This window comes from Thalassospira sp. CA1 (assembly GCF_059052855.1).
Map to the genome: position 1 here is coordinate 98,082 of NZ_JBZCIA010000004.1, position 20,919 is coordinate 119,000.

Consider the following 20,919-nt stretch of genomic DNA (forward strand, 5'->3'; position numbering starts at 1 on the left):
TCGTTCCATATTGACCCGACGATTTTTACATTCTGCACCACATTTCGGGCATCAACCAAGCCATTCGCGGGAACGTTTGTATCAACCGGCTCTGCCCGGCAGAAAGGCTTCGAGTTCCCGAACAACACGCGACGCCGTCTTACCATCCCACAGCGGGATTTTGGCTGGCTGTCGTGTGCGTTCGTCGGAAACATTTAGCGCGGACATCACTGCAGGGGTCAACTGATCAAGCTCGACAAGCTGATTGGTTCCCAGTGTGATGGTGATTGGACGTTCGGTTGATGTGCGAAGCGTCAGGCATGGCACGCCCAGAAGGCTGGTTTCTTCCTGCACACCACCGGAGTCTGTTACGACAACACCTGCGTCCTGCATCAAACTGGTAAACCCGGCATACCCCATCGGCGGCAGCAAACGAACACCCGCAGTATGCAGCGACCCCATCAAATTTGATGTCCGAAGGTGCTTTTCGGTCCGGGGATGAAGGACAAAACAGATGTCCGCTTCGGAGCAAAGGGCCATCAACGCATGACATATCTGATGGAGCCGATCGAGATCATCGACATTGCTTTGCCGATGCAGTGTTACAAGGACATAGCGACCTTTAACGAGATTGAGCTTGCGGGCGCTTTCTTCCTGATCAATCGTTCCTTTCATCATTGCCAACGTATCAGCCATGATATTGCCGACACGCTTTATGCGGTCGGCCGAGATCCCCTCTGTCCGTAAATTTGCATCTGCATCCATCGACGGCGTCAGCAACAGATCTGCCTTGTGATCTATCTCGATACGGTTTTGCTCTTCGGGCATGTCGGGATCAAAGCATCTGAGACCCGCTTCCAGGTGAACAAGGGGCACGTCTATCTCAGTTGCAACGATGGCTGCGGCACGGGATGAATTCACATCGCCGACAACCAGAACCATGTCGGGCCGGTCTTCATGACAAAGTGCCTCATATGCCTGCATCATTCCGACAATCTGATCGCCATTTTCGAATGGCTCACAGTTCAGGACACGATCAGGGTCCGGCAATCCAAGCTCCCGCCAGATAGTCGAAGACATCGCGTCGTCGAAATGCTGGGCCGTATGGACAAAAGACGGACGAATGACTGGATGGTTCGCCAACCCGCGCAACAGCGGCGCGATCTTCATGAAGTTGGGTCTGGCACCGGCAACGAGATGAAGCTTCATCTTATATCGATACATCCTGCTTCTGGAAAAGTTTGGCCGTTTTCACATAGCCTAATAGATAAGTCCGGCTTCCCATAACCCTCTTTGGTATCGGTATTTTTTGCCGCACGTCTTCACAGCTGCGGGATCAGAAATACCAGAATAACGTCATCCGCCTACTTCATGGTCCTGCATGTCACTTGCAAACCCGCACCTTCAGCATCCATGGTCTGAAAATTGCTTTGATTTCCGTTGGTAAGCATGTCTGACGCCCCCGGAAGCCTTCTGGGAGTGCCAGCGGTGCTTTGTGCATCCCAGAAGAAAGGTATCTCGAAATGAGTGCTATTTTTGGATTGGGCAACGGGTTGCCGATATCAACCCGGGCCAGTTCTGCGGAACGGTCAGGTGCACACGAAAGTATCGAAAGTTTTAGCGCAGGTAGCGCTGCACCTGTTTCAGGCGTTGCGGCAATCGGATCTGAGGGTGGCTCTTCCAAAAGCCAACTTTCGGACGCGGTTCAAGCCGTCATGCTTGAATTCCAGAATATCGGAAGCGGGTCATCAAGCTTTGCTGCGGCCATGGACGCAGTCAAAGCCAATGACAGCGCAAACGGTATCAAGACCACTGATGACCCGGTCTCGTCGAATTCCGATCCGGCAAAAGATGATCCTGCACTTGCAGAGCAGGATGCCGAGGAGGAATTCAAGTCTGCCGCTCGTGACAGTTTCAATCTACCAACAAAAGACAAGGAACGTAACGAACAGGCTAGAATTGAGAAACGCAAAGAACGTCAGGAAATTGACGATGCAGCTCAACAGGCTGCAACGGATCTTCCAGAAAACGTTGCCGGTCTTGATAGCCGGGTTGCAGCCCAAGTCATGTCTGGTCCGCCAGCACGACAGCAACCAGCATTGGCCGCCTGATTACATCGGCCTAAAAACCTTGAACGGAGCAGCGCACACAAGCGCTGCTCTTTTTCATTGCGGATCGGATTAGAACAGCTTTGGTGGTGCATCACCGCGTTCTTCGCTTTGCAGTTCCAGCAAGGCGTTGTTATAGGCCATCATCGCATCCTTTTCATGGACGAAGCCGATGATATGACGTTCCTCGGCGCTGTTAAGAACCGGCAGGTGTTCTTCGCCGGTTTGCTCCATCAGTTTGATGGCCTTTTCGATATTGTCTGTCCGGTACAACACCGGCGGCTTTGAACGGGCCACCTCGCCGGCTGTGACTTCATCACCAAGATTGGGATCAAAGGCAGCGTGGCGCAAATCGGTCAGTGTGATCGTTCCGTGCAGTTTGCCCTGATCATCAATGACAAAAAGTTCCGAATAGGGTGCGTTGATCAGCTTTTCACGGACTGTTGTCAGCCCCTCGGTCAGCGGGACGGTTTCGTATTCGCGCTTCATGATCTCGTCCACCTTGATCGTGCGCAGCAAATTGACTTCCCTGCCCCAGCGCGTCGACAAACCACGACATTTCAATTGCCACTGGAAAAACGATCCGCCCTGGAACTGATCCATCACCACTGTTGCCAGAACAGATGCCACCATCACCGCAACCGTCAACGCATAGTCACCGGTCAATTCAAAGATGATCAGGGTCGTTGAAATCGGTGCACCAAGGATGGCCGCGGCAACGGCCCCCATGCCAACAAGCGTGTAGGCCGAATAACCAGATGAAAGCTCGGGAAAGGCGCTGGTTGCGATCATCCCGAATGCCCCGCCCAGCATCGCACCAAGGAATAGTGCCGGGCTGAACATGCCGCCCGCAAAACCAAGTCCCATGCAGATCGAAACGGCAAAGCCCTTGGCAAGCAACAAGCCGATCAGGAAAGTCAGGCTGTAGCTTTCGTTAAGCGCATCGTTCATCGCCCCATAGCCGACACCGACAATCTGCGGAAAGACCAACGCAATCAGGCCAACAATCAGCCCGGCAACCGCCGGACGCAGCCAAAGCGGTGCATTGGTCCGATTTGCCGTTTTTTGCACGACCGGGATGGCACGCACGACCAGAACCGCCGCCACACCGGCAACAATCCCCAAAAGCGCAAAGGCCGGGAACTCCCAGAAAGACTGGATTTCATGCCCCGGGATCAGGAAGGCGACCTCATCGCCGTAATAGATGCGTGTTATGACCGTACCGGTAACCGATGCCAGCACAATCGGCGCAAAAGCCGTCAGGGCATAATGACCCAGTGCAACTTCATGGGCAAAAAGGGCGCCCGCCAGCGGCGCGTTGAATGATGCCGCCACCGCTGATGCCACGCCACATCCCAACAGTGTTCGGGATGCCGAACGGCGCAAATGAAGAATGCGCGCCAGCCACGCGCCAAATGATGCGCCCATATGGACAACCGGCCCTTCGCGGCCAAGGGATGCACCACTGCCAAGCGATACTGCACTGGCAATCGCACTTTTGATCCCGCAGCGGGTCGACATGCGTGCATCGTGGAACGATGCCGCGTCGATCACATCGGCAACCCCGTGCGGTCGTTTTTCCGGCAGGAACTTGTAGATGAAAATCCCGACAATCAGACCGCCCACCGCCGGGGCCAGGATGAGTTGCCAGACGGGAATTTCACTGAGATGCCGATGAAGGGCTTCTTCGCCAGTCCCGAAAAACAACGACTGAACAAGCAACAAGCCATCTCGAAACAGGATGGCGCCGCCCCCGGCCAGTGCCCCGACAATCATTGCCAAAATCGACAGAACCAGTTGCTCGCTTTTGACGATGCGACGCATGCGGTTCAAAAAGATGTTCGATTTCAAAAGCTTTTCAGCCATATCAGCAATACCGGGGTTGGCGAATTGATTGTGCGTATGATCTTAGGATCAGCTTTTCCTGCGAATAAAGGGTAAAGACAAGAACCACCATGTTTAATTTCGCATTCCTGACGCCCGTTGATTGATCCGGATAGATATGCCACAACAAGTGACCCGGATTCAGCGCATCCCCAGTGCCGCGATCCCGTTTCAGAAAACCGTCATTGCCAAAATCATACGAAATACAGCATTCTGCCCGTCTCGCGTGAAAGCAGGGCCAGAAACGCCACCAATCGTTCTCAACGGAACCAAAAACAATGAATGACCACCGACCAACGGGCATACAGGCGGCGCGGCCGCTGCCCGGTCTTGTTGAATTTATCTGTCTGATGGCAATCACCATCGGGCTTGTTGCCCTGTCGATTGACAATCTGCTGCCGGCCTTTGGCCCGATCGCGCAAGACTTTGGCATCGAAGACGGCAACCGCATGCAGATGCTGATTTATGTCTTCATGATCGCGTTTGGCCTAATGCAGATCGTTTATGGCCCGCTTGCCGATAGTTTTGGTCGCCGCCCCACCCTGATCGCAGGACTTGGCATTTATTGCATCGGCACAGTGATGGCGATCTTTGCCGACAGCTATGAACACCTTCTTATCGCACGTTTCGTGCAGGGTCTTGGTGCTGCTGCACCGCGGGTTCTGACCATGGCGATCACACGCGATTGTTTCGAAGGCCGCGAAATGGCACGCGTCATGTCGTTTGTCATGATGGTGTTCATCATTCTTCCTGTGTTCGCCCCGGCATCAGGCAGCCTGATTTTAGCCCTGGCAAACTGGCATATGATTTTCGTCAGCACCTTGGTCCTCGCGATTGCGATTGTGTGCTGGTACCTGCTGCGCATGCCTGAAACCCTGCATCCGGAATATCGGCACAAATTGTCGATGCGCCGGATCGCACGCGACATCAAAACCACCGTCACCAATCGTCAGACATTCGGCTATGCCACGGCGATGGGCGTCATGTTTGCCTGCCTGATGGCCTATATCGGATCTGCCCAGCAGATCTTCGAAACCGAGGTTTACGGTCTTGGTGTCTGGTTCCCGCTGGCCTTTGGCATGATTGCCGCCTGCATGAGTTTCTCGTCATTCATCAATGCACGACTGGTGCGCAAGATCGGCATGCACAAGATTTCTCATGTCGCGCTGTTCTTCTTGACCGCTAGCAGCCTGATCAACGTGCTGATTGCGTTGTGGTTTGACGGGCATCCGCCCTTGTTCGTCTTTGGCATCGGCCTGACAACCATCCTGTTCTGTTTCTCGCTGACCATGCCGAACTTCAACTCGCTTGCGATGGAGCCGGTCGGCGCGATTGCCGGTACTGCATCCTCGATCACGGGTGTTTACAGCACGTTGATCGGCGTCATTGCCGGCGGGATTATTGGGCAGCAGTTCAACGGCACCGTCATCCCGCTTCTGGTCGGTTACTTCGCGCTTGGCCTGATTGGCATTGTGATTGTTGGCATCACTGAACGCGGCAAGTTCTGTCAGGCAACCCACTAGGCACCGACATTCCTAACAACAAAAAAGCCCCGCAGAGTGCAGTCTGCGGGGCTTTTCCTTGCGACCGGACAGGCGATTATTTCGCCTGACGCGGATCGTAATTGAGGTTTGGTGCCAACCAGCGTTCTGCCTCGGCCAAGGTCATGCCCTTACGCTCGGCATAGCTTTCCACCTGATCGCGTTCGATTTTACCAAGACCGAAATACTTGGCCTCCGGGTTGGCAAAGTAAAAACCGCTCACCGAAGAGGTTGGCGTCATGGCATAGCTTTCAGTCAGCGACACACCAACATTCTTCTCTGCATCCAAAAGATCCCAGAGAATCCCCTTTTCAGTGTGTTCCGGGCAGGCCGGATAACCCGGTGCCGGACGGATACCACGATATTTTTCGGCAATCAGATCATCATTGCCAAGCGCCTCGTCCGGTGCATAGCCCCAAAGCTCTTTACGAACTTTTTCGTGCATATGCTCGGCAAACGCCTCGGCAAAACGGTCGCCCAGGGCTTTGACCAGGATGGCATTGTAATCATCATGCTCTGCTTCAAGCTTGGCAGAGATTTCTTCGACTTCCGGCCCGGCGGTAACAACAAAGGCGCCAATATAGTCGGTCTTGCCGGTCTCTTTTGGCGCGATATAGTCGGCCAACGCGCGGTTCGGACGCTTGTTGTTTTCGCGATACATCTGCTGACGCAGGGTATGGAGCATCACCGGCTCATTCTTCTCCGGTGCCGGGGTAACTTCGATATCATCACCGACCGAGTTGGCGGGCCACAGACCGACAACCGCCTTGGGCTTGAACCATTTTTCGGCAACGATTTTTTTGAGCATTTCCTGCGCGTCCGCATATAGGCTACGCGCCGTTTCGCCGACCTTTTCATCCTTTAGGATGTCGGGGAAACGCCCATGAAGTTCCCAGGTCTCGAAGAACGGTTTCCAGTCAAAGCGCGACACCAGTTCTTCAAGATCAAAATCTTCAAACAGGGTGATACCGGGTTTGAGCGGAACCGGTGCTTCAAAGTTGTCCCAGTCAAGCTGAACCTTGTTGGCACGTGCATCGACAATCGAGAAACGCTTTTTCTGCAGTTGCTGTGCTGCATGCTTTTCAGCCATCGCGATATATTCGTTGCGGATTTCCTCAGCAAAGCGTTCGCCATTGGTTTTTGAAAGCAGATTGCTGGCAACACCAACGGCACGCGATGCGTCGATCACGTAAACCACCGATGATTTCAGATAGTTCGGCGCGATTTTAACCGCAGTATGGACCTTCGACGTCGTCGCCCCGCCAATCAGAAGCGGAATATCCAGCCCTTCGCGTTCCATTTCGGCCGCGACATAGGTCATCTCTTCAAGCGACGGGGTAATCAGGCCCGACAAACCGATCATGTCGACCTTTTCGGCCTTGGCGGTTTCGATGATTTTCTGGGTCGGTACCATCACCCCAAGGTCGATGACCTCGAAGTTGTTACATTGCAGAACCACACCAACGATGTTCTTGCCGATGTCATGCACGTCGCCCTTAACGGTCGCGAGCAAGATCTTGCCGTTGGTTTCGTGCTTGCCGTCTTTTTCCTCTTCGATGAAGGGAATCAGATAGGCGACCGCCTTTTTCATCACACGCGCGGATTTCACCACCTGTGGCAGGAACATCTTGCCGTCACCAAACAGGTCACCAACGATGTTCATGCCGTCCATCAACGGACCTTCAATCACATGCAGCGGCTTGTCCGCCTGTTGACGGGCTTCTTCGGTGTCTTCTTCGACGAACTCGGCAATACCGTTGATCAGGGCATGCGCCAGACGTTCCTTGACCGGTTTTTTACGCCATTCAAGGTCGGCCTTTTTCTCAGGCCCGCCAGTACCTTTGTATTTCTCGGCAACTTCGAGCAAACGGTCGGTCGCATCCGAACGACGGTTCAGGATGACGTCTTCGACGCGTTCACGAAGTTCTGCCGGGATTTCTTCATACACAACCAACTGACCGGCATTGACGATCCCCATATCCAGTCCCGCCTTGATGGCGTGATACAGGAACACCGAGTGCATCGCTTCGCGGACCGGGTTGTTGCCCCGGAACGAGAACGAAACGTTGGAAACACCACCGGAAATCTTGGCGTATGGCAGGTGTTTTTTGATCAGCTTGCAGGCTTCGATGAAGTCGACAGCATAATTGTCGTGTTCTTCGATACCGGTCGCAACGGCAAAGATGTTTGGATCGAAAATGATGTCTTCAGGCGGGAAGCCAACCTTATCGACCAGCACGTTATAGCTGCGCTTGCAGATTTCGAACTTGCGATCGACTGTATCGGCCTGACCTTTTTCATCAAAGGCCATGACGACAACTGCCGCGCCGTAGCGGCGCAGCTTTTTGGCCTGTTCGATGAAGGGTTCTTCGCCTTCCTTCAGGCTGATCGAGTTAACAATACCCTTGCCCTGCAGGCATTTCAGGCCAGCTTCGATCACGTTCCATTTCGAACTGTCGACCATGATCGGAACGCGAGCAATGTCTGGCTCGGCCGCAATCAGGTTGATGAACTTGACCATCGCCGTTTCGGCGTCAAGCATCGCATCATCCATGTTGATGTCGATGATCTGCGCGCCGTTTTCGACCTGCTGGCGGGCAATTTCAAGGGCTGCATCGTAATCTTCTTCGACGATCAGCTTCTTGAATTTCAGCGATCCGGCGACGTTGGTCCGCTCACCAATATTGATAAATCTGGAAATGTCGGTCATGGGTCTTTTCGATCTCTTTTCAGCTATCAATATCAGATTTACGCAGCATCAAACGGCTCGAGGCCGGACAGACGCATTCTTGGCTCAAACTTGGGCACAACGCGCGGCTTGGCATTTGCCACCGCATCGGCAATCGCCTTGATGTGCGGCGGTGTCGTACCACAGCAGCCCCCCAGCAGATTGACCATGCCAGTATCGGCCCATTCCTTAACCAATTCTGCCATTTCGGCATCGGTCTGGTCATATTCACCAAACTCGTTGGGAAGGCCCGCATTGGGGTAAACTGAAACGCGGCATTCGGCAATGCGCGACAGTTCCTGAACATAGGGGCGCAGCTGTGCGGCACCCAATGCGCAGTTCAGACCAATCGAGAACGGCTTGGTATGACGCACCGAATTATAAAACGCTTCGGTCGTCTGCCCCGAAAGCGTCCGGCCGGATGCATCGGTGATCGTGCCTGAAATCAGCACCGGCACATCTTCACCGCGTTCGTCGAGAACCTCATCAATGGCAAAAAGCGCAGCCTTGGCATTGAGCGTATCAAAGATGGTTTCCACCAGCAGCGTATCCGCGCCACCATCCAGCAAACCGGTCGTTGCTTCCTTGTATGCCTCTTTGAGCTGATCAAAGGTGATGGCGCGGAATCCGGGATTGTTCACATCCGGCGAAATGGATGCCGTACGGTTGGTCGGGCCGATAGCACCATTTACAAAGCGTACATCCCCCGGATGGGCGGCTTCCCATTCGTCACAGGCAGCACGCGCGATCTTGGCACTTTCGAAATTGATCTCGTAGGCCAAGTCTTCCATGCCGTAATCGGCCTGGGCAATGGTTGTCGCGCTAAAGGTGTTGGTTCCATTCAGGTCCGCACCGGCCGCGATGTACTGCAGATGGATGTCCTTGATGATGTCCGGCTGGGTCAGTGACAAAAGGTCGTTGTTGCCTTTGACGTCCTGCTTCCAGTCGGCAAAGCGTTCGCCGCGGTAGTCTTCCTCGGTCAGCTTGTGCTTCTGGATCATCGTGCCCATTGCGCCATCAAGGATCAGTATCTTTTCCTCGGCCCGTTTGCGCAGCAGGGCAATGCGTTCCTTGCGATCATTCATCTTTTTCATCCAATCAATTCTTCATGCGTCCGGGTTACAGGGCAAAAGCACCTTCAGGCTGCAACCTGTTCGGTTCCGCGAATGCCCAGCGCATGGCAGATGGCATATGTCAGTTCGGCACGGTTAAGCGTATAGAAGTGGAAGTCAGTCACCCCTTCGCTGATCAAACCTTCCACCTGCGAAATGGCTTCGTGGAATGCGACCATGCGACGGGTATCGGGATCTTCATCAAGCCCTTCGAAACGCCAATGCAAACGCTGCGGCACAGAAGCACCACACATATCGGCAAATTTCAAGAGTGACGCAAAGTTTGTCACCGGTAAAATGCCCGGAACAATAGGGGCTTCGATGCCCGCAGCCACACATTTGTCACGGAACCGCAGATAGGTTTCGTTATCAAAGAAGAACTGGGTAATTGCCCGGTTGGCGCCCGCATCGATCTTGCGTTTGAGATAATCAATTTCGAAATCGGAACTTGGCGCATCCGGATGGGTTTCCGGATAGGCTGATACCGAAATATCAAAATCGGCAATTTCCTTAAGGCCGGCAACCAGATCAACCGCATAGGCATAGCCACCCGGGGTCGGTTCATACTTGTCGCCCGCATCCGGCAAATCCCCACGAAGGGCAACGATGGAACGGATACCCTCGTTCCAGTAGCTGCGCGCGATCTGATCGATCTCTTCCTTGGTGTGACCAACGCAGGTCAAATGCGCCGCAGCCGGAATGCCGGTTTCACCCTGAATACGGGTGACACTGCCATGGGTGCGATCACGTGTGGTGCCGCCGGCCCCATAGGTCACCGAAACAAAAGACGGATTGAGCGGCGCAAGCCGATGGATCGACCGCCACATGGTTTCTTCCATCTTCTCGGTTTTCGGCGGGAAGAATTCGAACGAAACCTTGAGGTGTTTGCGTACTGCGTTGATTTCTGGAACCGTCATCATATCGATATCTCAATCCTGTCTTCGCTTTCCCGCAGGCTGAGCCCTTGGGTCGGTCTTTCTATCTGGTTATTTTCGATACATGCTGCGCGTTATTCCGCAGCCTTTTCAGAATTTCTTTGAACTTTGTCCGCTGCTTGTGCCGATGTCGGGCGAGCCATCCAAATCCGAACCGTCAGTGGTTTGCCTGGCAAACTGACAACGTTGCCAGGCTCAAGACCGCTGGCGCGGAACCAGTCATTGATGGACCCATCATCAAAACCAAGACGACGGTGCGCATGTTCTTCGCGGAGCTCTTCCTGTTCGTGCTGGGCAAAGTCGACAATGACAAGCTGGCCCCCGGGGGCCAGAACACGCGCTGCCTCGGCAAGGGCCGCCTCGGGCTTTTCAGCGAAATGCAGCACCTGATGCAGGGTCACCACATCAAACATGCCGCCGGGATAAGGCAACTGGTACATGTCGGCCTGACGAACAAGGCAATTCGACAGGTCTGCGCGCTGCAAGCGTGCGCGCGCAACAGCCAACATTTCGCGTGACATATCAACGCCAACGCCCTCTTCGGCGTTACGCCCGAGAAGCTCAAGAATACGTCCGGTACCTGTTCCGACATCGAGAATCCGGCCACCGGTGAGATCACCAACCGCCTCAAGCAATGCTTTTTCAACAACCGCCTCGTCGACGTGAAGTGAGCGAATCCGATCCCAGTCTTCGGCGTTGGCGCGGAAATATTCTGTCGCGATTTTTTCGCGTTCTGCCTTCACCTGATCGAGACGGGCACGGTCAAGTGCAAGCGTCTCGTCATCTTTTGGCAGCAGATCCAGCACAGGCTGCACAAGGTCGGCACCCGGCCCGGAATGCGGCGTGCGATAGAAAACCCAAGTCCCTTCGCGGAACCGGACAAGCAGGCCTGCCTCGCACAATAATTTAAGGTGTCGGGAGACGCGCGGCTGGCTCTGACCGATGATCTGGGTGATCTCGCTGACGGTCAATTCGCACTCGGCACAGATCGCCAGCAAGCGAAGCCGCGTTGCTTCAGCAGCTGCGCGCAATCTTGCCAGAACCTGTTCCATACCAATGCCCTCCACGTTGACAAGAAAGATATAAAGATATGTTTATGTTTGTTCAAGCGCTATTTTCGCGTGAAAACTTGTTGCCTAAATGCCACACCTGAAAACTGCTTGATCCTGATCAACTTTTTGTATGCTGGTGTTTAATTTCACCCTATGCTAACCAAATGGATATCTGAGGCGTGCGCGTTACATGATCGCCCTTCGAGCAGGGGATTGATCGGTAACGTTTTTTGGTGTCCCGCATCAAAAGCGTTTCGGGTCGGGGAAGTCTGTGTATCGAACATCGGTTGGCTAAAAATAATGAAGTTTCGAACTTTGCTTTCGCTTTGTGCCGCAGGATCGCTGTCTTTGCTGACCGCGTGCGCATCGACAGAACCCGCTCAGGACACGAGTGATTATGATCCGCTTGAGCCGGTGAACCGCGTGGTTCACGGTGTTAACGGCGCGGTCGATTTCATGGTCCTGTATCCTGCTGCAATGTGGTACCGCGACATTGCCCCGGAACCTGTTAAAACCTCCGTCGCGAGCTTCGTGCGCAACATCAACGAACCGTTGAACTCGTTCAACGCGTTGCTGCAGGGTGACCCGGATCAGGCTGCTGCCTCGTTCCAGCGTTTCATCATGAACTCGACGCTTGGCTTCCTTGGTTTCAATGATGTCGCATCTGATTTCGGCATTCCGTACCGTCGTGAAGATTTTGGTCAGACCCTTGCCCATTACGGCATTGGCGGTGGCCCTTACATTGTGCTGCCGCTGCTTGGCCCGTCCAACCTGCGTGATACAGCCGGCATCGGGGTTGACTATTTTGCCAACCCGCTGACATGGGGCGCACAGAACAGTGATACCGTCGAAGCCCTTTATCTTGGCTCGGTCGGTCTTACAGCCCTGCATTATCGTTACGCGACGATCAATCAGCTGAACGAACTGCAAAAGTCGTCTATCGACTATTACGCAGCCCTGCGCAGCCTCTATCGTCAGCAACGCAATCAGATGATTCGCAATGGTGGCCCGTCACCAGAGTTCGCTGTAGAAGACGAAAGCGCATCTTTTGACTTCGACGATGCTGTCGAAGCGGCAAGCCAGTAAGAGCCGGTCATGGTAAACAGCAAAATCGCCATATCAACCGCCGCGATGATCGCCGTCGCAGCCGCTTGGTCTGGTCCGGCGTCGGCAACGGGTTTGTCTTCAAACGTTGTTGCTGAAGTCGCTGTCGAAACCAGCGCAGCAAATGTCATTCAGAGCATGGCTGACCAGGCCATGAATGAACTGACCGATCAAAGCCTTGCTGACGACGTTCGCCGCAAAAAGTTCGTGTCCCTTATGGACCGCTATTTTGCAATGGATGTCGTTTCGCGCTTCGTTCTGGGGCGTTACTGGCGTTCGATTTCCGAAGCGGAGATCGAGGAGTTTTCGGTCCTGCTTCAGAACTATCTGGCGCTCAACTACGCAAACCAGTTCAAGGAATTCAACGGCGAACAGTTTGTCGTCGGTGATGAGACCCAGAAGAACAAGGACACCTTTGTCGATTCGCAGTTCGTCCGTCCGGACGGCCCACCGGTAAACATTGTTTGGCGGATGCGGATGTTTGATGACAGCTACAAGATCATTGATGTTTCCATCGAAGGTCTGAGCATGGGCATCACCCAACGCGATGAGTTCACATCGGTCATCCAACAGAACAATGACGATGTCGGCGCCCTGACCGCTGCACTCAAGGCAAAAACCGGTCTCTGATAGCCTGCCTTAATATCCGAATACAAAAGCCACCATCCTTGCGACGGTGGCTTTTTTGTATCTGACATCCGGGCATCAAAAAAGGCCACCCGAAGGTGGCCTTTAATCTCAAACCAATTAACCGTCTTATCGGGTCAGCGGCTTGTATTTGATACGGTGCGGGCGGCTTGCCTCTTCACCATAGCGACGTTTGTAGTCGGCTTCATATTCCTGATAGTTCCCTTCGAACCACTCGACATGCGAGTTGCCCTCATAGGCCAGAATATGGGTCGCAATTCGGTCAAGGAAGAAACGATCGTGCGAGATGACCACAGCGCAACCGGCAAACTCGAGGAGACCTTCCTCAAGTGCACGCAGGGTATCGACATCAAGATCGTTGGTCGGTTCGTCAAGCAGCAGAACGTTCGCGCCGGATTTCAGCATCTTGGCAAGGTGAACACGGTTACGTTCACCACCCGACAACTGACCGACTTTTTTCTGCTGATCTGCGCCCTTGAAGGCGAACTGTGACACATAGGCCCGCGACGACATCGGACGCTTGCCCAAAAGGATCTCGTCGAGGCCGTCGGAAACTTCCTGCCAAACGGTTTTGTTCGGATCAAGCGAGTCACGCGACTGATCGACATAGCCCATCTTGACGGTATCACCGATCTTGAGCGTTCCTGCATCCGGGGTATCAGCACCCGTCAGCATCTTGAACAGGGTGGTTTTACCCGCACCGTTCGGACCGATCACACCAACGATGCCACCCGGCGGCAGACGGAAATCAAGGTTTTCAAACAGAAGCTTGTCACCATAAGCCTTGGTCAGACCTTCGGCAGTGATAACTTCGTTACCAAGACGCTCGGCAATCGGAATAACGATCTTGGTGGAATCCGGCACCGCTTTTGCGGCCTCGGCGACCAGATCGTCATAGGCACGGACACGGGCCTTGGATTTTGCCTGACGGCCTTTCGGGTTCTGACGGATCCACTCAAGTTCGGTGGCAAGCTGTTTCTGGCGGCTGCCTTCCTGACGGGATTCCTGTTCCAGACGCTTTTGCTTCTGCTCAAGCCAGGAGGAATAGTTGCCTTCAAACGGAATGCCCTGACCGCGGTCAAGTTCCAGAATCCAGCCCGTAACATTATCAAGGAAGTAACGATCGTGGGTGACCAGAATGACGGTACCCTGATAATCTTCAAGGTGGCGTTCAAGCCACGCAACCGATTCAGCGTCAAGGTGGTTGGTCGGTTCGTCAAGCAGCAGAATGTCAGGCTTTGCAAGCAACAGGCGGCAAAGGGCGACACGACGGCGCTCACCACCTGAAAGCTTGGTTACGTCCGCATCCTTGGGCGGGCAACGCAGGGCGTCCATCGCGATCTCAAGGGTGCGCTCCAAATCCCAGCCATTGGCCGCATCGATGCGTTCCTGACGTTCACCCTGCTCGGCAAGGAGATCATTCATTTCGTCATCGGTCATCGGCTCGGCAAACTTGCCGCTGATTTCGTTGAAGCGTGCAAGATCGTCAACAATCGAGCCACACCCTTCCATGACGTTGCCAAGAACGTCTTTCTCCGGATTGAGCTGCGGTTCCTGCTCAAGATAGCCGACATTGACACCTTCGGCAGGCCAGGCTTCACCGGCGTAATCCTTTTCGATGCCGGCCATGATTTTCAGCAGGGTCGATTTACCTGCGCCGTTGTTGCCGAGAACACCGATTTTTACGCCTGGCAGGAAGGACAGTGTGATGCCCTTGAAAAGTTCGCGACCGCCCGGAAGGATCTTGGTCAGGTCCTTCATGACGTAAATATACTGGTAGGATGCCATTAAATTCCCCATCCAAAAGTCGTTGGGTCCGCCCTGTTGGGCTGAAACACTTCGGCACACTCATGCGCATGCCTGAAATACTGTGCCCGTTTGTAACCGACAGGCAGGCTCTTAACAACTTCAAACCGCAGACAGCTCACATGCTATCAAAACATGCCAGATGGCGAGCTGAAACAAGGTGCATCAAGCGATCTCGCGTCGGCGACATCATTCGGGTTCGGCAAACGAAATTTGCGTCGATTTCAGTCAAAAAATAGCCGCATCGGACCGTGCTGGGTCCCCTAAATTATAAAAACGTCACTTTTTAGGCACTTAGACGCAATGTTTTTCAACCTTAAAATGCTGCAATGCACACAGTGAAAACCGCCCGGATTCTGTCACTATTTTTATTCGACGCTGGGGCAGAACACCTTCTAACACCCTGTTCTATACGACTAATGATTAGCTTATGGCGACTCTCGAAAACTGGTATCGAGCTTTACAGGCAATGAGTGTGTCTTGATGCATTCAACGCCACGCATTCATGCGGCCGACAAACACAGCATAAAAATATGTCGGCAGGGAAAGTTATCATTTCTAGGAAGGAGACGCGCGATGGATGAACAAAGCGCAGCCTACTGGAAGAGAAACGTGAAGCTGGTCTCGGTCCTTATCGCGATCTGGTTCATCGTTTCCTACGGTTTCGGCATCTTGTTTGTCGATGCCCTCAACTCTATCGAAATCGCGGGCTTCCAGCTTGGTTTCTGGTTTGCTCAACAGGGGTCCATTTACGTCTTTGTCGCACTGATTTTCGTCTATGTGGCCAAGATGAACAAACTGGATCGCGAATTCGGCGTTCGTGAAGACGACTGACGCAGGATCAGGGAGACAGACAAGATGGATCTTACCACCCTTACATATATTGCCGTCGGCTTGAGCTTCGCGCTGTATATCGGCATCGCGATCTGGGCCAAGGCAAGCACCACCGGCGAATTCTATGTCGCTGGCAAAGGTGTTAACCCGGTCGTCAACGGCATGGCGACCGCAGCAGACTGGATGTCGGCTGCTTCCTTTATCTCTATGGCCGGCCTCATTGCCTTCCTTGGCTATGGCGGCTCGGTTTACCTCATGGGCTGGACAGGCGGTTACTGCCTGCTGGCGATGCTTCTGGCACCGTACCTTCGCAAGTACGGCAAATTCACCGTGCCGGAATTCATCGGGGATCGTTATTATTCCAAAACCGCCCGTATCGTTGCTGTTATCTGCCTGATCTTTATCTCGTTTACTTATGTGGCAGGTCAGATGCGCGGCGTTGGTATCGTGTTCTCGCGCTTCCTTGAAGTTGAACTCCTCACCGGCCTGATCGTCGGCATGGGCATCGTCTTCATCTATGCTGTTCTTGGCGGCATGAAGGGCATTACCTATACCCAGGTTGCACAATATTGCGTTCTTATTATTGCCTACACCATTCCGGCAATCTTTATTGCCTTCCAGCTGACCGGCAATCCGCTGCCGCAGCTGGCATTTGGCTCGACCGTGAATGGCACCGGCGAATACATGCTTGATCGCCTTAACCAGGTTGTGACGGAACTCGGCTTCCTCGAATACACCACCACCAACAAGTCAACGATTGATATCTTTGCAATCACGCTTGCACTGATGGTTGGTACTGCCGGTCTTCCGCACGTTATCGTTCGCTTCTTCACCGTTCCGAAAGTCCGTGATGCACGTTCTTCGGCCGGTTGGGCGCTGGTCTTCATCGCGCTGCTTTACACCACTGCTCCGGCAGTTGGTGCAATGGCTCGCCTGAACCTGACCGACACCATCCAGACCGGTGAAGTGGGCGCAGAAGACGGTAACCTCGTCTATGAAGAACGTCCGGACTGGATGAAGCGCTGGGAAGCAACCGGCCTTCTGAAGTTCGAAGACAAGAACGGTGACGGCCGCATCCAGTATTACAACGATGCGAACGCAGAGTTTGCGACCAAAGCAGCCGAATATGGCTGGGCTGGTAACGAACTGAGCGTTGACCGTGACATCATGGTTCTTGCCAACCCGGAAATCGCACAGCTTCCGAACTGGGTCATTGCCCTGGTCGCAGCTGGTGGTATCGCCGCAGCACTCTCGACAGCTGCTGGTCTGCTGCTTGTGATTTCGTCGGGTGTTTCACATGACCTTCTCAAAGGCACGTTCACACCGAACATGACAGAAGGACAGGAACTGATGGCCGGGCGTGTTGCGGCTGCGGTCGCGATCGTGATCGCCGGTTATCTGGGCTACAATCCTCCGGGCTTTGTGGCACAGGTGGTGGCCTTCGCCTTCGGTCTTGCCGCATCCTCGCTATTCCCGGTTATCATCATGGGTATCTTCTCCAAGAAAGTTAACCGTGAAGGTGCTATTGCCGGGATGCTGGTCGGTCTGATCTTCACCATGGGTTATATCATGTCCTACAAGGGCATCTTTATCCCGGTATTGATCGAAAACGTCGAAGCAAACTGGCTGTTCGGCATCTCGCCGGAAGGCATTGGCGTCGTTGGTATGATCCTGAACTTCATCGTTGCTTTCGCTGTGTCGAAAGTCACCGCTGAGCCGCCAGAGCATATCCAGCACATGATTGAAGACATCCGCGTTCCGAAAGGAGCCGGTGGCGCAGTTGACCACTAATCGGTCAACTGGTTTGCCAGGAACTGTTGCAGGCCCCCGGATCATTGATCCGGGGGCTTTTCTTTTCGGCCTTAGTCAGGCAACAATGCACTCAGGGCATGCCCTTGCGGAGGAAAACAGTCATGAGCATCGAACTCGAAGAAATTGCCGAGTTTCTAAAACAGCACCACCCGTTCGATCTGTTACCTGACGAAGAAATCAACGCCCTGCCCAAGCGCCTGTCGGCCCGTTATTTCCGTGCAGGAACCAAAGTCCTCTCGCCCGAGGAACAATGCCTTCATCTATACATCATCCGCACCGGCGGGACCGAAACCCGCGACCCGAACGGGCAGTTGCTTGCCCGCCTGTCAGAGGGTGAATGCTTTGGTGTGCGCGCGATGTATCAGAATGGACGGGCCGCCAACAACATTACAACTCTCGAAGACAGCCTGTGTTACTTGCTGCCCGAGAAGGATTTTCATGCGCTGACTGGCAAGTATCCGCAGTTTAGCTATTTCTTCGCCCAGATGGGTGGCGAACGCCTGCGCAGTGGCATGCAGTTGCTCGAAAGTCGCGATGACGATCAGCTCAAACTGATGAGTGTGAAGGTCAGTGACCTGGTCGCGCGCGAACTGGTCAGCATCGACAAGTCGGCATCGATCCTTGAAGCGGGCCAGTTGATGAGCAAGGAACGCGTTTCCTGTCTGTTGATTACCGAAGGCGGTGACGGCGTTGCCGGAATCATGACCGACCGTGACCTGCGCAATCGTGTCATCGCCAAGGGCCGCAGTTATGATGAGCCGGTAACGGCAATCATGACCGAGAAGCCGATCTCGATCGATCCCGATCAGTACGCCTTTGATGCGCTTCTGACCATGACGCGCAACAATATCCGCCATCTGCCGGTGATGAAGGATGGCAAGGCAGTTGGCATGATCACCACCAACAACTTGCTGGCACGCCAGTCGCTGTCGGCTGTTTACATGGCAGGTCGGATCGGCAAACTGACCGAACCCGAAGAAATGGCAAAGGTCATCGCCCAGGTCCCTGAACTTCTTAGCCACCTGATTGAAGCGGGCGCGACATCGCAAAATGCCGGACATATCGTAACGACCCTGTCGGATGCGGCGACCGCCCGGCTGCTGCAACTGGCAGAGGAAGAATTTGGCCCCCCGCCCGTCCCCTATGTCTGGATGGCGGGTGGGTCACAAGGCCGCCAGGAACAAACAGCACTTTCAGATCAGGACAATTGCCTGATTATTGATGACGCCTATGACGCGGATCAACACGGGGACTATTTCAAAAAGCTTGCCGACTTTGTCTGTGATAGCCTGAACAAGGTTGGCTACGTTTATTGCCCCGGTGAAATGATGGCCAGAACAGATGAGTGGCGGCAACCGGTGCGCACCTGGCAGCACTATTTCAACAAATGGATCGAACAACCCGAACCAAAGTCCCTGATGCTTTGCTCGGTCTGGTTTGATCTGCGCCCGGTCCACGGCACCAAGAGCCTGTTTGAAGACCTGCATCGCATGATCATCTCAAAAGCCAAGGACAACCGTATTTTCCAAGCCTATATGGTGGGCAATGCGCTGAGCCATCATGTCCCGCTTGGTTTCTTCAAGAATTTTGTCATGATCCGTGGCGGCGAACATGACAAGACCCTTGATTTGAAACATAACGGCGTGGTGCCAATCGTTGATGTCGCCCGCATTCACGCCCTTGCCAACGGGGTCGAGGCCGTAAACACCTATGAGCGGCTCAATGCCGTAAAGGCATTCCCATCCATAAGCAATCAGGGGGCGTCAGACCTTCTCGATGCCTTTGAATTCATCAGCATCACCCGCCTGAAACATCAGGTGCGTCAGATCCGGCGCGGCGAAAAGCCCGATAACTTCCTGCAACCTGAAAGCCTGTCGGCGTTTGAGCGCAGCCATCTCAAAGATGCGTTCTCGGTGATCAAGAACCTTCAGGGCGCGCTTGAGCACGCCTTTGGCAAAAGCGGGACGTAAGCCATATGGGATTGCGCCAGAAAATCCTCGACAGTCGGCTGTATCGTGACTTCATCCAGCGCAAGGCAACCGGGCCTTTGCGGACCTATTACGATGTGCCGCCTGCCGATCCTGAAAGATCCGTGATGGAAACCGAATTCATCGCTCTTGATCTGGAAACCACCGGCCTTGATCCCAAAAAGGATGAAATCGTCAGCCTCGGCTGGGTGATTATCCGTCAGCTTTCGGTCGATTTTTCAAGTTGCGAACATATTCTGGTGCGGCCAACCAAGGAGCTCAGCGAAAGCTCGGTTGTGGTCCACCGGATATTTGACAGCGATGTCGCCGATGCCCCAAGCATTGAAGCAGCCCTTGAGCATCTTTTGCCCCAGATGGCTGGCCGGGTTCTGTTATCCCACCATGCGCCGATTGAACTGGGATTCCTTGGCCAGGCCTGCAAACAATCCTTTGGCGCGCCGCTGCAAATCCCGACGGTCGATACCCTGGTTCTGGCTCTGCGCGACATCCGGCGTAGTGGTGAAACCATGAAATCCGGGGCGCTCAGGCTTGATACATTGCGCCGAAATCATAACCTGCCCCCTTTCCGGGCCCATAACGCATTGTCTGACGCAATTGCCGCGTCGGGCCTGTTTCTGGCCCAAATCGCCAAACGTGATCCGAAAGGCGAACTTGAGCTCGACCGGATACTGCGCTAATCGGTTATCAGGGCTCAAAAAATGCCCCGCCAATAATAACAGCAGATCGGGAGCCACCAGCCTATGTACGTCTTTATCTTCTCAACCGTTGTTATCGGGTTTGCGTCGGCTGGCGTGGTCATGTTGCTGTTCCGGCTTTGGGGCCGCAAGGCACCGAAATATGTCATTCCGCTCGTCGCAGCGATTGCGATGTTTGGCTACATGATCTGGGATGAATACACATGGTTTGATCGCTATGAAGCCCGCCTGCCTCAGACCATCAGCGTCATTCAGACCTTTACTGACGAAAACATTTTCGCGCCGTGGACACTGGTTTCCGCACCGACCAACCGCTTTACGGCGATTGATCGCGAAAAACTGGTATCCAATCCCCAAAACCCCGATGAAAAGCGCGTCATGACCCTGCTGCTGCGCAAGGGCGGCGAAACCCTTGCCCTGACCCATCTTGTTGATTGCGCGCAAGGACGGCGTGGCTATATCACGCCCGATACGTCACTCGACAGCAATGGTTTCCCGGCCGCAATGAATGAATGGTTTGATATGGATGCCGACGACCCACTGCGCGCGGCGGTCTGTTCCTGAACGCTGTTTCCATCGCGAAACCGGATAACCTTTGGCCCGCCCTGTGGCGGGCCTTGTCATGTGTGGCAACAAAACTGATTTCGTCTATAGTGATGCAAACGCGCCCTTTTTTAAGCTACGGGTCCCTAT

16 protein-coding genes are annotated in these 20,919 nt (G+C 54.0%); 9 read left to right on the top strand and 7 right to left on the bottom strand.

The window, feature by feature from the left end; all coding sequences use genetic code 11:
• Nucleotides 1–81 precede the first annotated feature (81 nt).
• Nucleotides 82–1,188 carry a non-hydrolyzing UDP-N-acetylglucosamine 2-epimerase gene (gene wecB / locus AC5Q5A_RS09110; RefSeq protein ID WP_493895041.1) on the bottom strand — a complete coding sequence of 369 codons (1,107 nt, stop codon included), beginning with the start codon at nt 1,186–1,188 and terminating at the stop codon, nt 82–84.
• A 314-nt stretch (nt 1,189–1,502) separates the two neighbouring features.
• Between wecB and AC5Q5A_RS09115 the strand changes: the two genes are divergently transcribed.
• A complete protein-coding gene (locus AC5Q5A_RS09115) occupies nt 1,503–2,090 on the top strand; it encodes a hypothetical protein (RefSeq protein WP_493895042.1) in 588 nt (195 codons plus the stop codon).
• A gap of 69 nt (nt 2,091–2,159) precedes the next feature.
• Here the strand turns inward: AC5Q5A_RS09115 and AC5Q5A_RS09120 are convergent, their stop codons facing one another.
• Nucleotides 2,160–3,953: a chloride channel protein gene (locus tag AC5Q5A_RS09120; RefSeq protein WP_493895043.1), complete on the bottom strand. Its 1,794-nt coding sequence runs from the start codon at nt 3,951–3,953 to the stop codon at nt 2,160–2,162.
• Nucleotides 3,954–4,249: 296 nt separating this feature from the next.
• Between AC5Q5A_RS09120 and AC5Q5A_RS09125 the strand changes: the two genes are divergently transcribed.
• Nucleotides 4,250–5,494 carry a multidrug effflux MFS transporter gene (locus AC5Q5A_RS09125; protein ID WP_493895044.1) on the top strand — a complete coding sequence of 415 codons (1,245 nt, stop codon included), beginning with the start codon at nt 4,250–4,252 and terminating at the stop codon, nt 5,492–5,494.
• A 76-nt stretch (nt 5,495–5,570) separates the two neighbouring features.
• Here AC5Q5A_RS09125 and metH read toward each other — a convergent pair whose 3' ends face one another.
• From metH to AC5Q5A_RS09145, 4 genes are all read right to left on the bottom strand, one after another.
• Nucleotides 5,571–8,222 (bottom strand): methionine synthase, encoded by a 2,652-nt coding sequence (metH, locus tag AC5Q5A_RS09130; protein WP_493895045.1) that lies wholly within the window; start codon nt 8,220–8,222, stop codon nt 5,571–5,573.
• A 38-nt stretch (nt 8,223–8,260) separates the two neighbouring features.
• Nucleotides 8,261–9,325, bottom strand: a complete 1,065-nt coding sequence (locus tag AC5Q5A_RS09135; protein WP_040822979.1) for a homocysteine S-methyltransferase family protein — start codon at nt 9,323–9,325, stop codon at nt 8,261–8,263.
• Between the two features lie 53 nt (nt 9,326–9,378).
• Nucleotides 9,379–10,272, bottom strand: coding sequence for a methylenetetrahydrofolate reductase (gene metF / locus AC5Q5A_RS09140; protein ID WP_008889564.1), 894 nt, complete (start codon nt 10,270–10,272; stop codon nt 9,379–9,381).
• An 89-nt stretch (nt 10,273–10,361) separates the two neighbouring features.
• Nucleotides 10,362–11,339 (bottom strand): ArsR/SmtB family transcription factor, encoded by a 978-nt coding sequence (locus AC5Q5A_RS09145; protein WP_493895046.1) that lies wholly within the window; start codon nt 11,337–11,339, stop codon nt 10,362–10,364.
• 300 nt (nt 11,340–11,639) lie between these two features.
• Between AC5Q5A_RS09145 and AC5Q5A_RS09150 the strand changes: the two genes are divergently transcribed.
• Both AC5Q5A_RS09150 and AC5Q5A_RS09155 read left to right on the top strand, forming a co-directional pair.
• Nucleotides 11,640–12,425, top strand: coding sequence for an MlaA family lipoprotein (locus tag AC5Q5A_RS09150; protein WP_338186258.1), 786 nt, complete (start codon nt 11,640–11,642; stop codon nt 12,423–12,425).
• A 9-nt stretch (nt 12,426–12,434) separates the two neighbouring features.
• Nucleotides 12,435–13,073, top strand: coding sequence for an MlaC/ttg2D family ABC transporter substrate-binding protein (locus AC5Q5A_RS09155; protein WP_336232258.1), 639 nt, complete (start codon nt 12,435–12,437; stop codon nt 13,071–13,073).
• A 126-nt stretch (nt 13,074–13,199) separates the two neighbouring features.
• Here the strand turns inward: AC5Q5A_RS09155 and ettA are convergent, their stop codons facing one another.
• Nucleotides 13,200–14,879, bottom strand: coding sequence for an energy-dependent translational throttle protein EttA (gene ettA / locus AC5Q5A_RS09160; RefSeq protein WP_493895047.1), 1,680 nt, complete (start codon nt 14,877–14,879; stop codon nt 13,200–13,202).
• A gap of 594 nt (nt 14,880–15,473) precedes the next feature.
• Between ettA and AC5Q5A_RS09165 the strand changes: the two genes are divergently transcribed.
• The 5 genes from AC5Q5A_RS09165 to AC5Q5A_RS09185 all read left to right on the top strand — a co-directional run bounded on the left by AC5Q5A_RS09165 (nt 15,474) and on the right by AC5Q5A_RS09185 (nt 20,790).
• Nucleotides 15,474–15,731, top strand: a complete 258-nt coding sequence (locus AC5Q5A_RS09165; protein ID WP_008889559.1) for a DUF4212 domain-containing protein — start codon at nt 15,474–15,476, stop codon at nt 15,729–15,731.
• Between the two features lie 24 nt (nt 15,732–15,755).
• Nucleotides 15,756–17,522, top strand: coding sequence for a sodium:solute symporter family protein (locus AC5Q5A_RS09170; protein WP_063088812.1), 1,767 nt, complete (start codon nt 15,756–15,758; stop codon nt 17,520–17,522).
• A gap of 122 nt (nt 17,523–17,644) precedes the next feature.
• A complete protein-coding gene (locus AC5Q5A_RS09175; RefSeq protein ID WP_493895048.1) occupies nt 17,645–19,513 on the top strand; it encodes a DUF294 nucleotidyltransferase-like domain-containing protein in 1,869 nt (622 codons plus the stop codon).
• A 5-nt stretch (nt 19,514–19,518) separates the two neighbouring features.
• Complete coding sequence (locus AC5Q5A_RS09180; RefSeq protein WP_064789452.1) at nt 19,519–20,208, top strand: exonuclease domain-containing protein; 690 nt, start codon at nt 19,519–19,521, stop codon at nt 20,206–20,208.
• 63 nt (nt 20,209–20,271) lie between these two features.
• Nucleotides 20,272–20,790, top strand: coding sequence for a hypothetical protein (locus tag AC5Q5A_RS09185; RefSeq protein WP_493895049.1), 519 nt, complete (start codon nt 20,272–20,274; stop codon nt 20,788–20,790).
• Nucleotides 20,791–20,919: the final 129 nt, after the last annotated feature.

Excerpts from the sequence above, each read along its gene's own strand:
- AC5Q5A_RS09135 (WP_040822979.1), bottom strand. The coding sequence starts at position 9,325 with ATGAATGATCGCAAGGAACGCATTGCCCTGCTGCGCAAACGGGCCGAG.
- AC5Q5A_RS09150 (WP_338186258.1), top strand. The coding sequence starts at position 11,640 with ATGAAGTTTCGAACTTTGCTTTCGCTTTGTGCCGCAGGATCGCTGTCT.
- AC5Q5A_RS09155 (WP_336232258.1), top strand. The coding sequence starts at position 12,435 with ATGGTAAACAGCAAAATCGCCATATCAACCGCCGCGATGATCGCCGTC.
- metF (WP_008889564.1), bottom strand. The coding sequence starts at position 10,272 with ATGATGACGGTTCCAGAAATCAACGCAGTACGCAAACACCTCAAGGTT.
- metH (WP_493895045.1), bottom strand. The coding sequence starts at position 8,222 with ATGACCGACATTTCCAGATTTATCAATATTGGTGAGCGGACCAACGTC.
- AC5Q5A_RS09145 (WP_493895046.1), bottom strand. The coding sequence starts at position 11,339 with ATGGAACAGGTTCTGGCAAGATTGCGCGCAGCTGCTGAAGCAACGCGG.
- AC5Q5A_RS09125 (WP_493895044.1), top strand. The coding sequence starts at position 4,250 with ATGAATGACCACCGACCAACGGGCATACAGGCGGCGCGGCCGCTGCCC.
- AC5Q5A_RS09170 (WP_063088812.1), top strand. The coding sequence starts at position 15,756 with ATGGATCTTACCACCCTTACATATATTGCCGTCGGCTTGAGCTTCGCG.
- ettA (WP_493895047.1), bottom strand. The coding sequence starts at position 14,879 with ATGGCATCCTACCAGTATATTTACGTCATGAAGGACCTGACCAAGATC.
- AC5Q5A_RS09120 (WP_493895043.1), bottom strand. The coding sequence starts at position 3,953 with ATGGCTGAAAAGCTTTTGAAATCGAACATCTTTTTGAACCGCATGCGT.
- AC5Q5A_RS09165 (WP_008889559.1), top strand. The coding sequence starts at position 15,474 with ATGGATGAACAAAGCGCAGCCTACTGGAAGAGAAACGTGAAGCTGGTC.
- AC5Q5A_RS09115 (WP_493895042.1), top strand. The coding sequence starts at position 1,503 with ATGAGTGCTATTTTTGGATTGGGCAACGGGTTGCCGATATCAACCCGG.
- AC5Q5A_RS09180 (WP_064789452.1), top strand. The coding sequence starts at position 19,519 with ATGGGATTGCGCCAGAAAATCCTCGACAGTCGGCTGTATCGTGACTTC.
- AC5Q5A_RS09175 (WP_493895048.1), top strand. The coding sequence starts at position 17,645 with ATGAGCATCGAACTCGAAGAAATTGCCGAGTTTCTAAAACAGCACCAC.
- AC5Q5A_RS09185 (WP_493895049.1), top strand. The coding sequence starts at position 20,272 with ATGTACGTCTTTATCTTCTCAACCGTTGTTATCGGGTTTGCGTCGGCT.
- wecB (WP_493895041.1), bottom strand. The coding sequence starts at position 1,188 with ATGAAGCTTCATCTCGTTGCCGGTGCCAGACCCAACTTCATGAAGATC.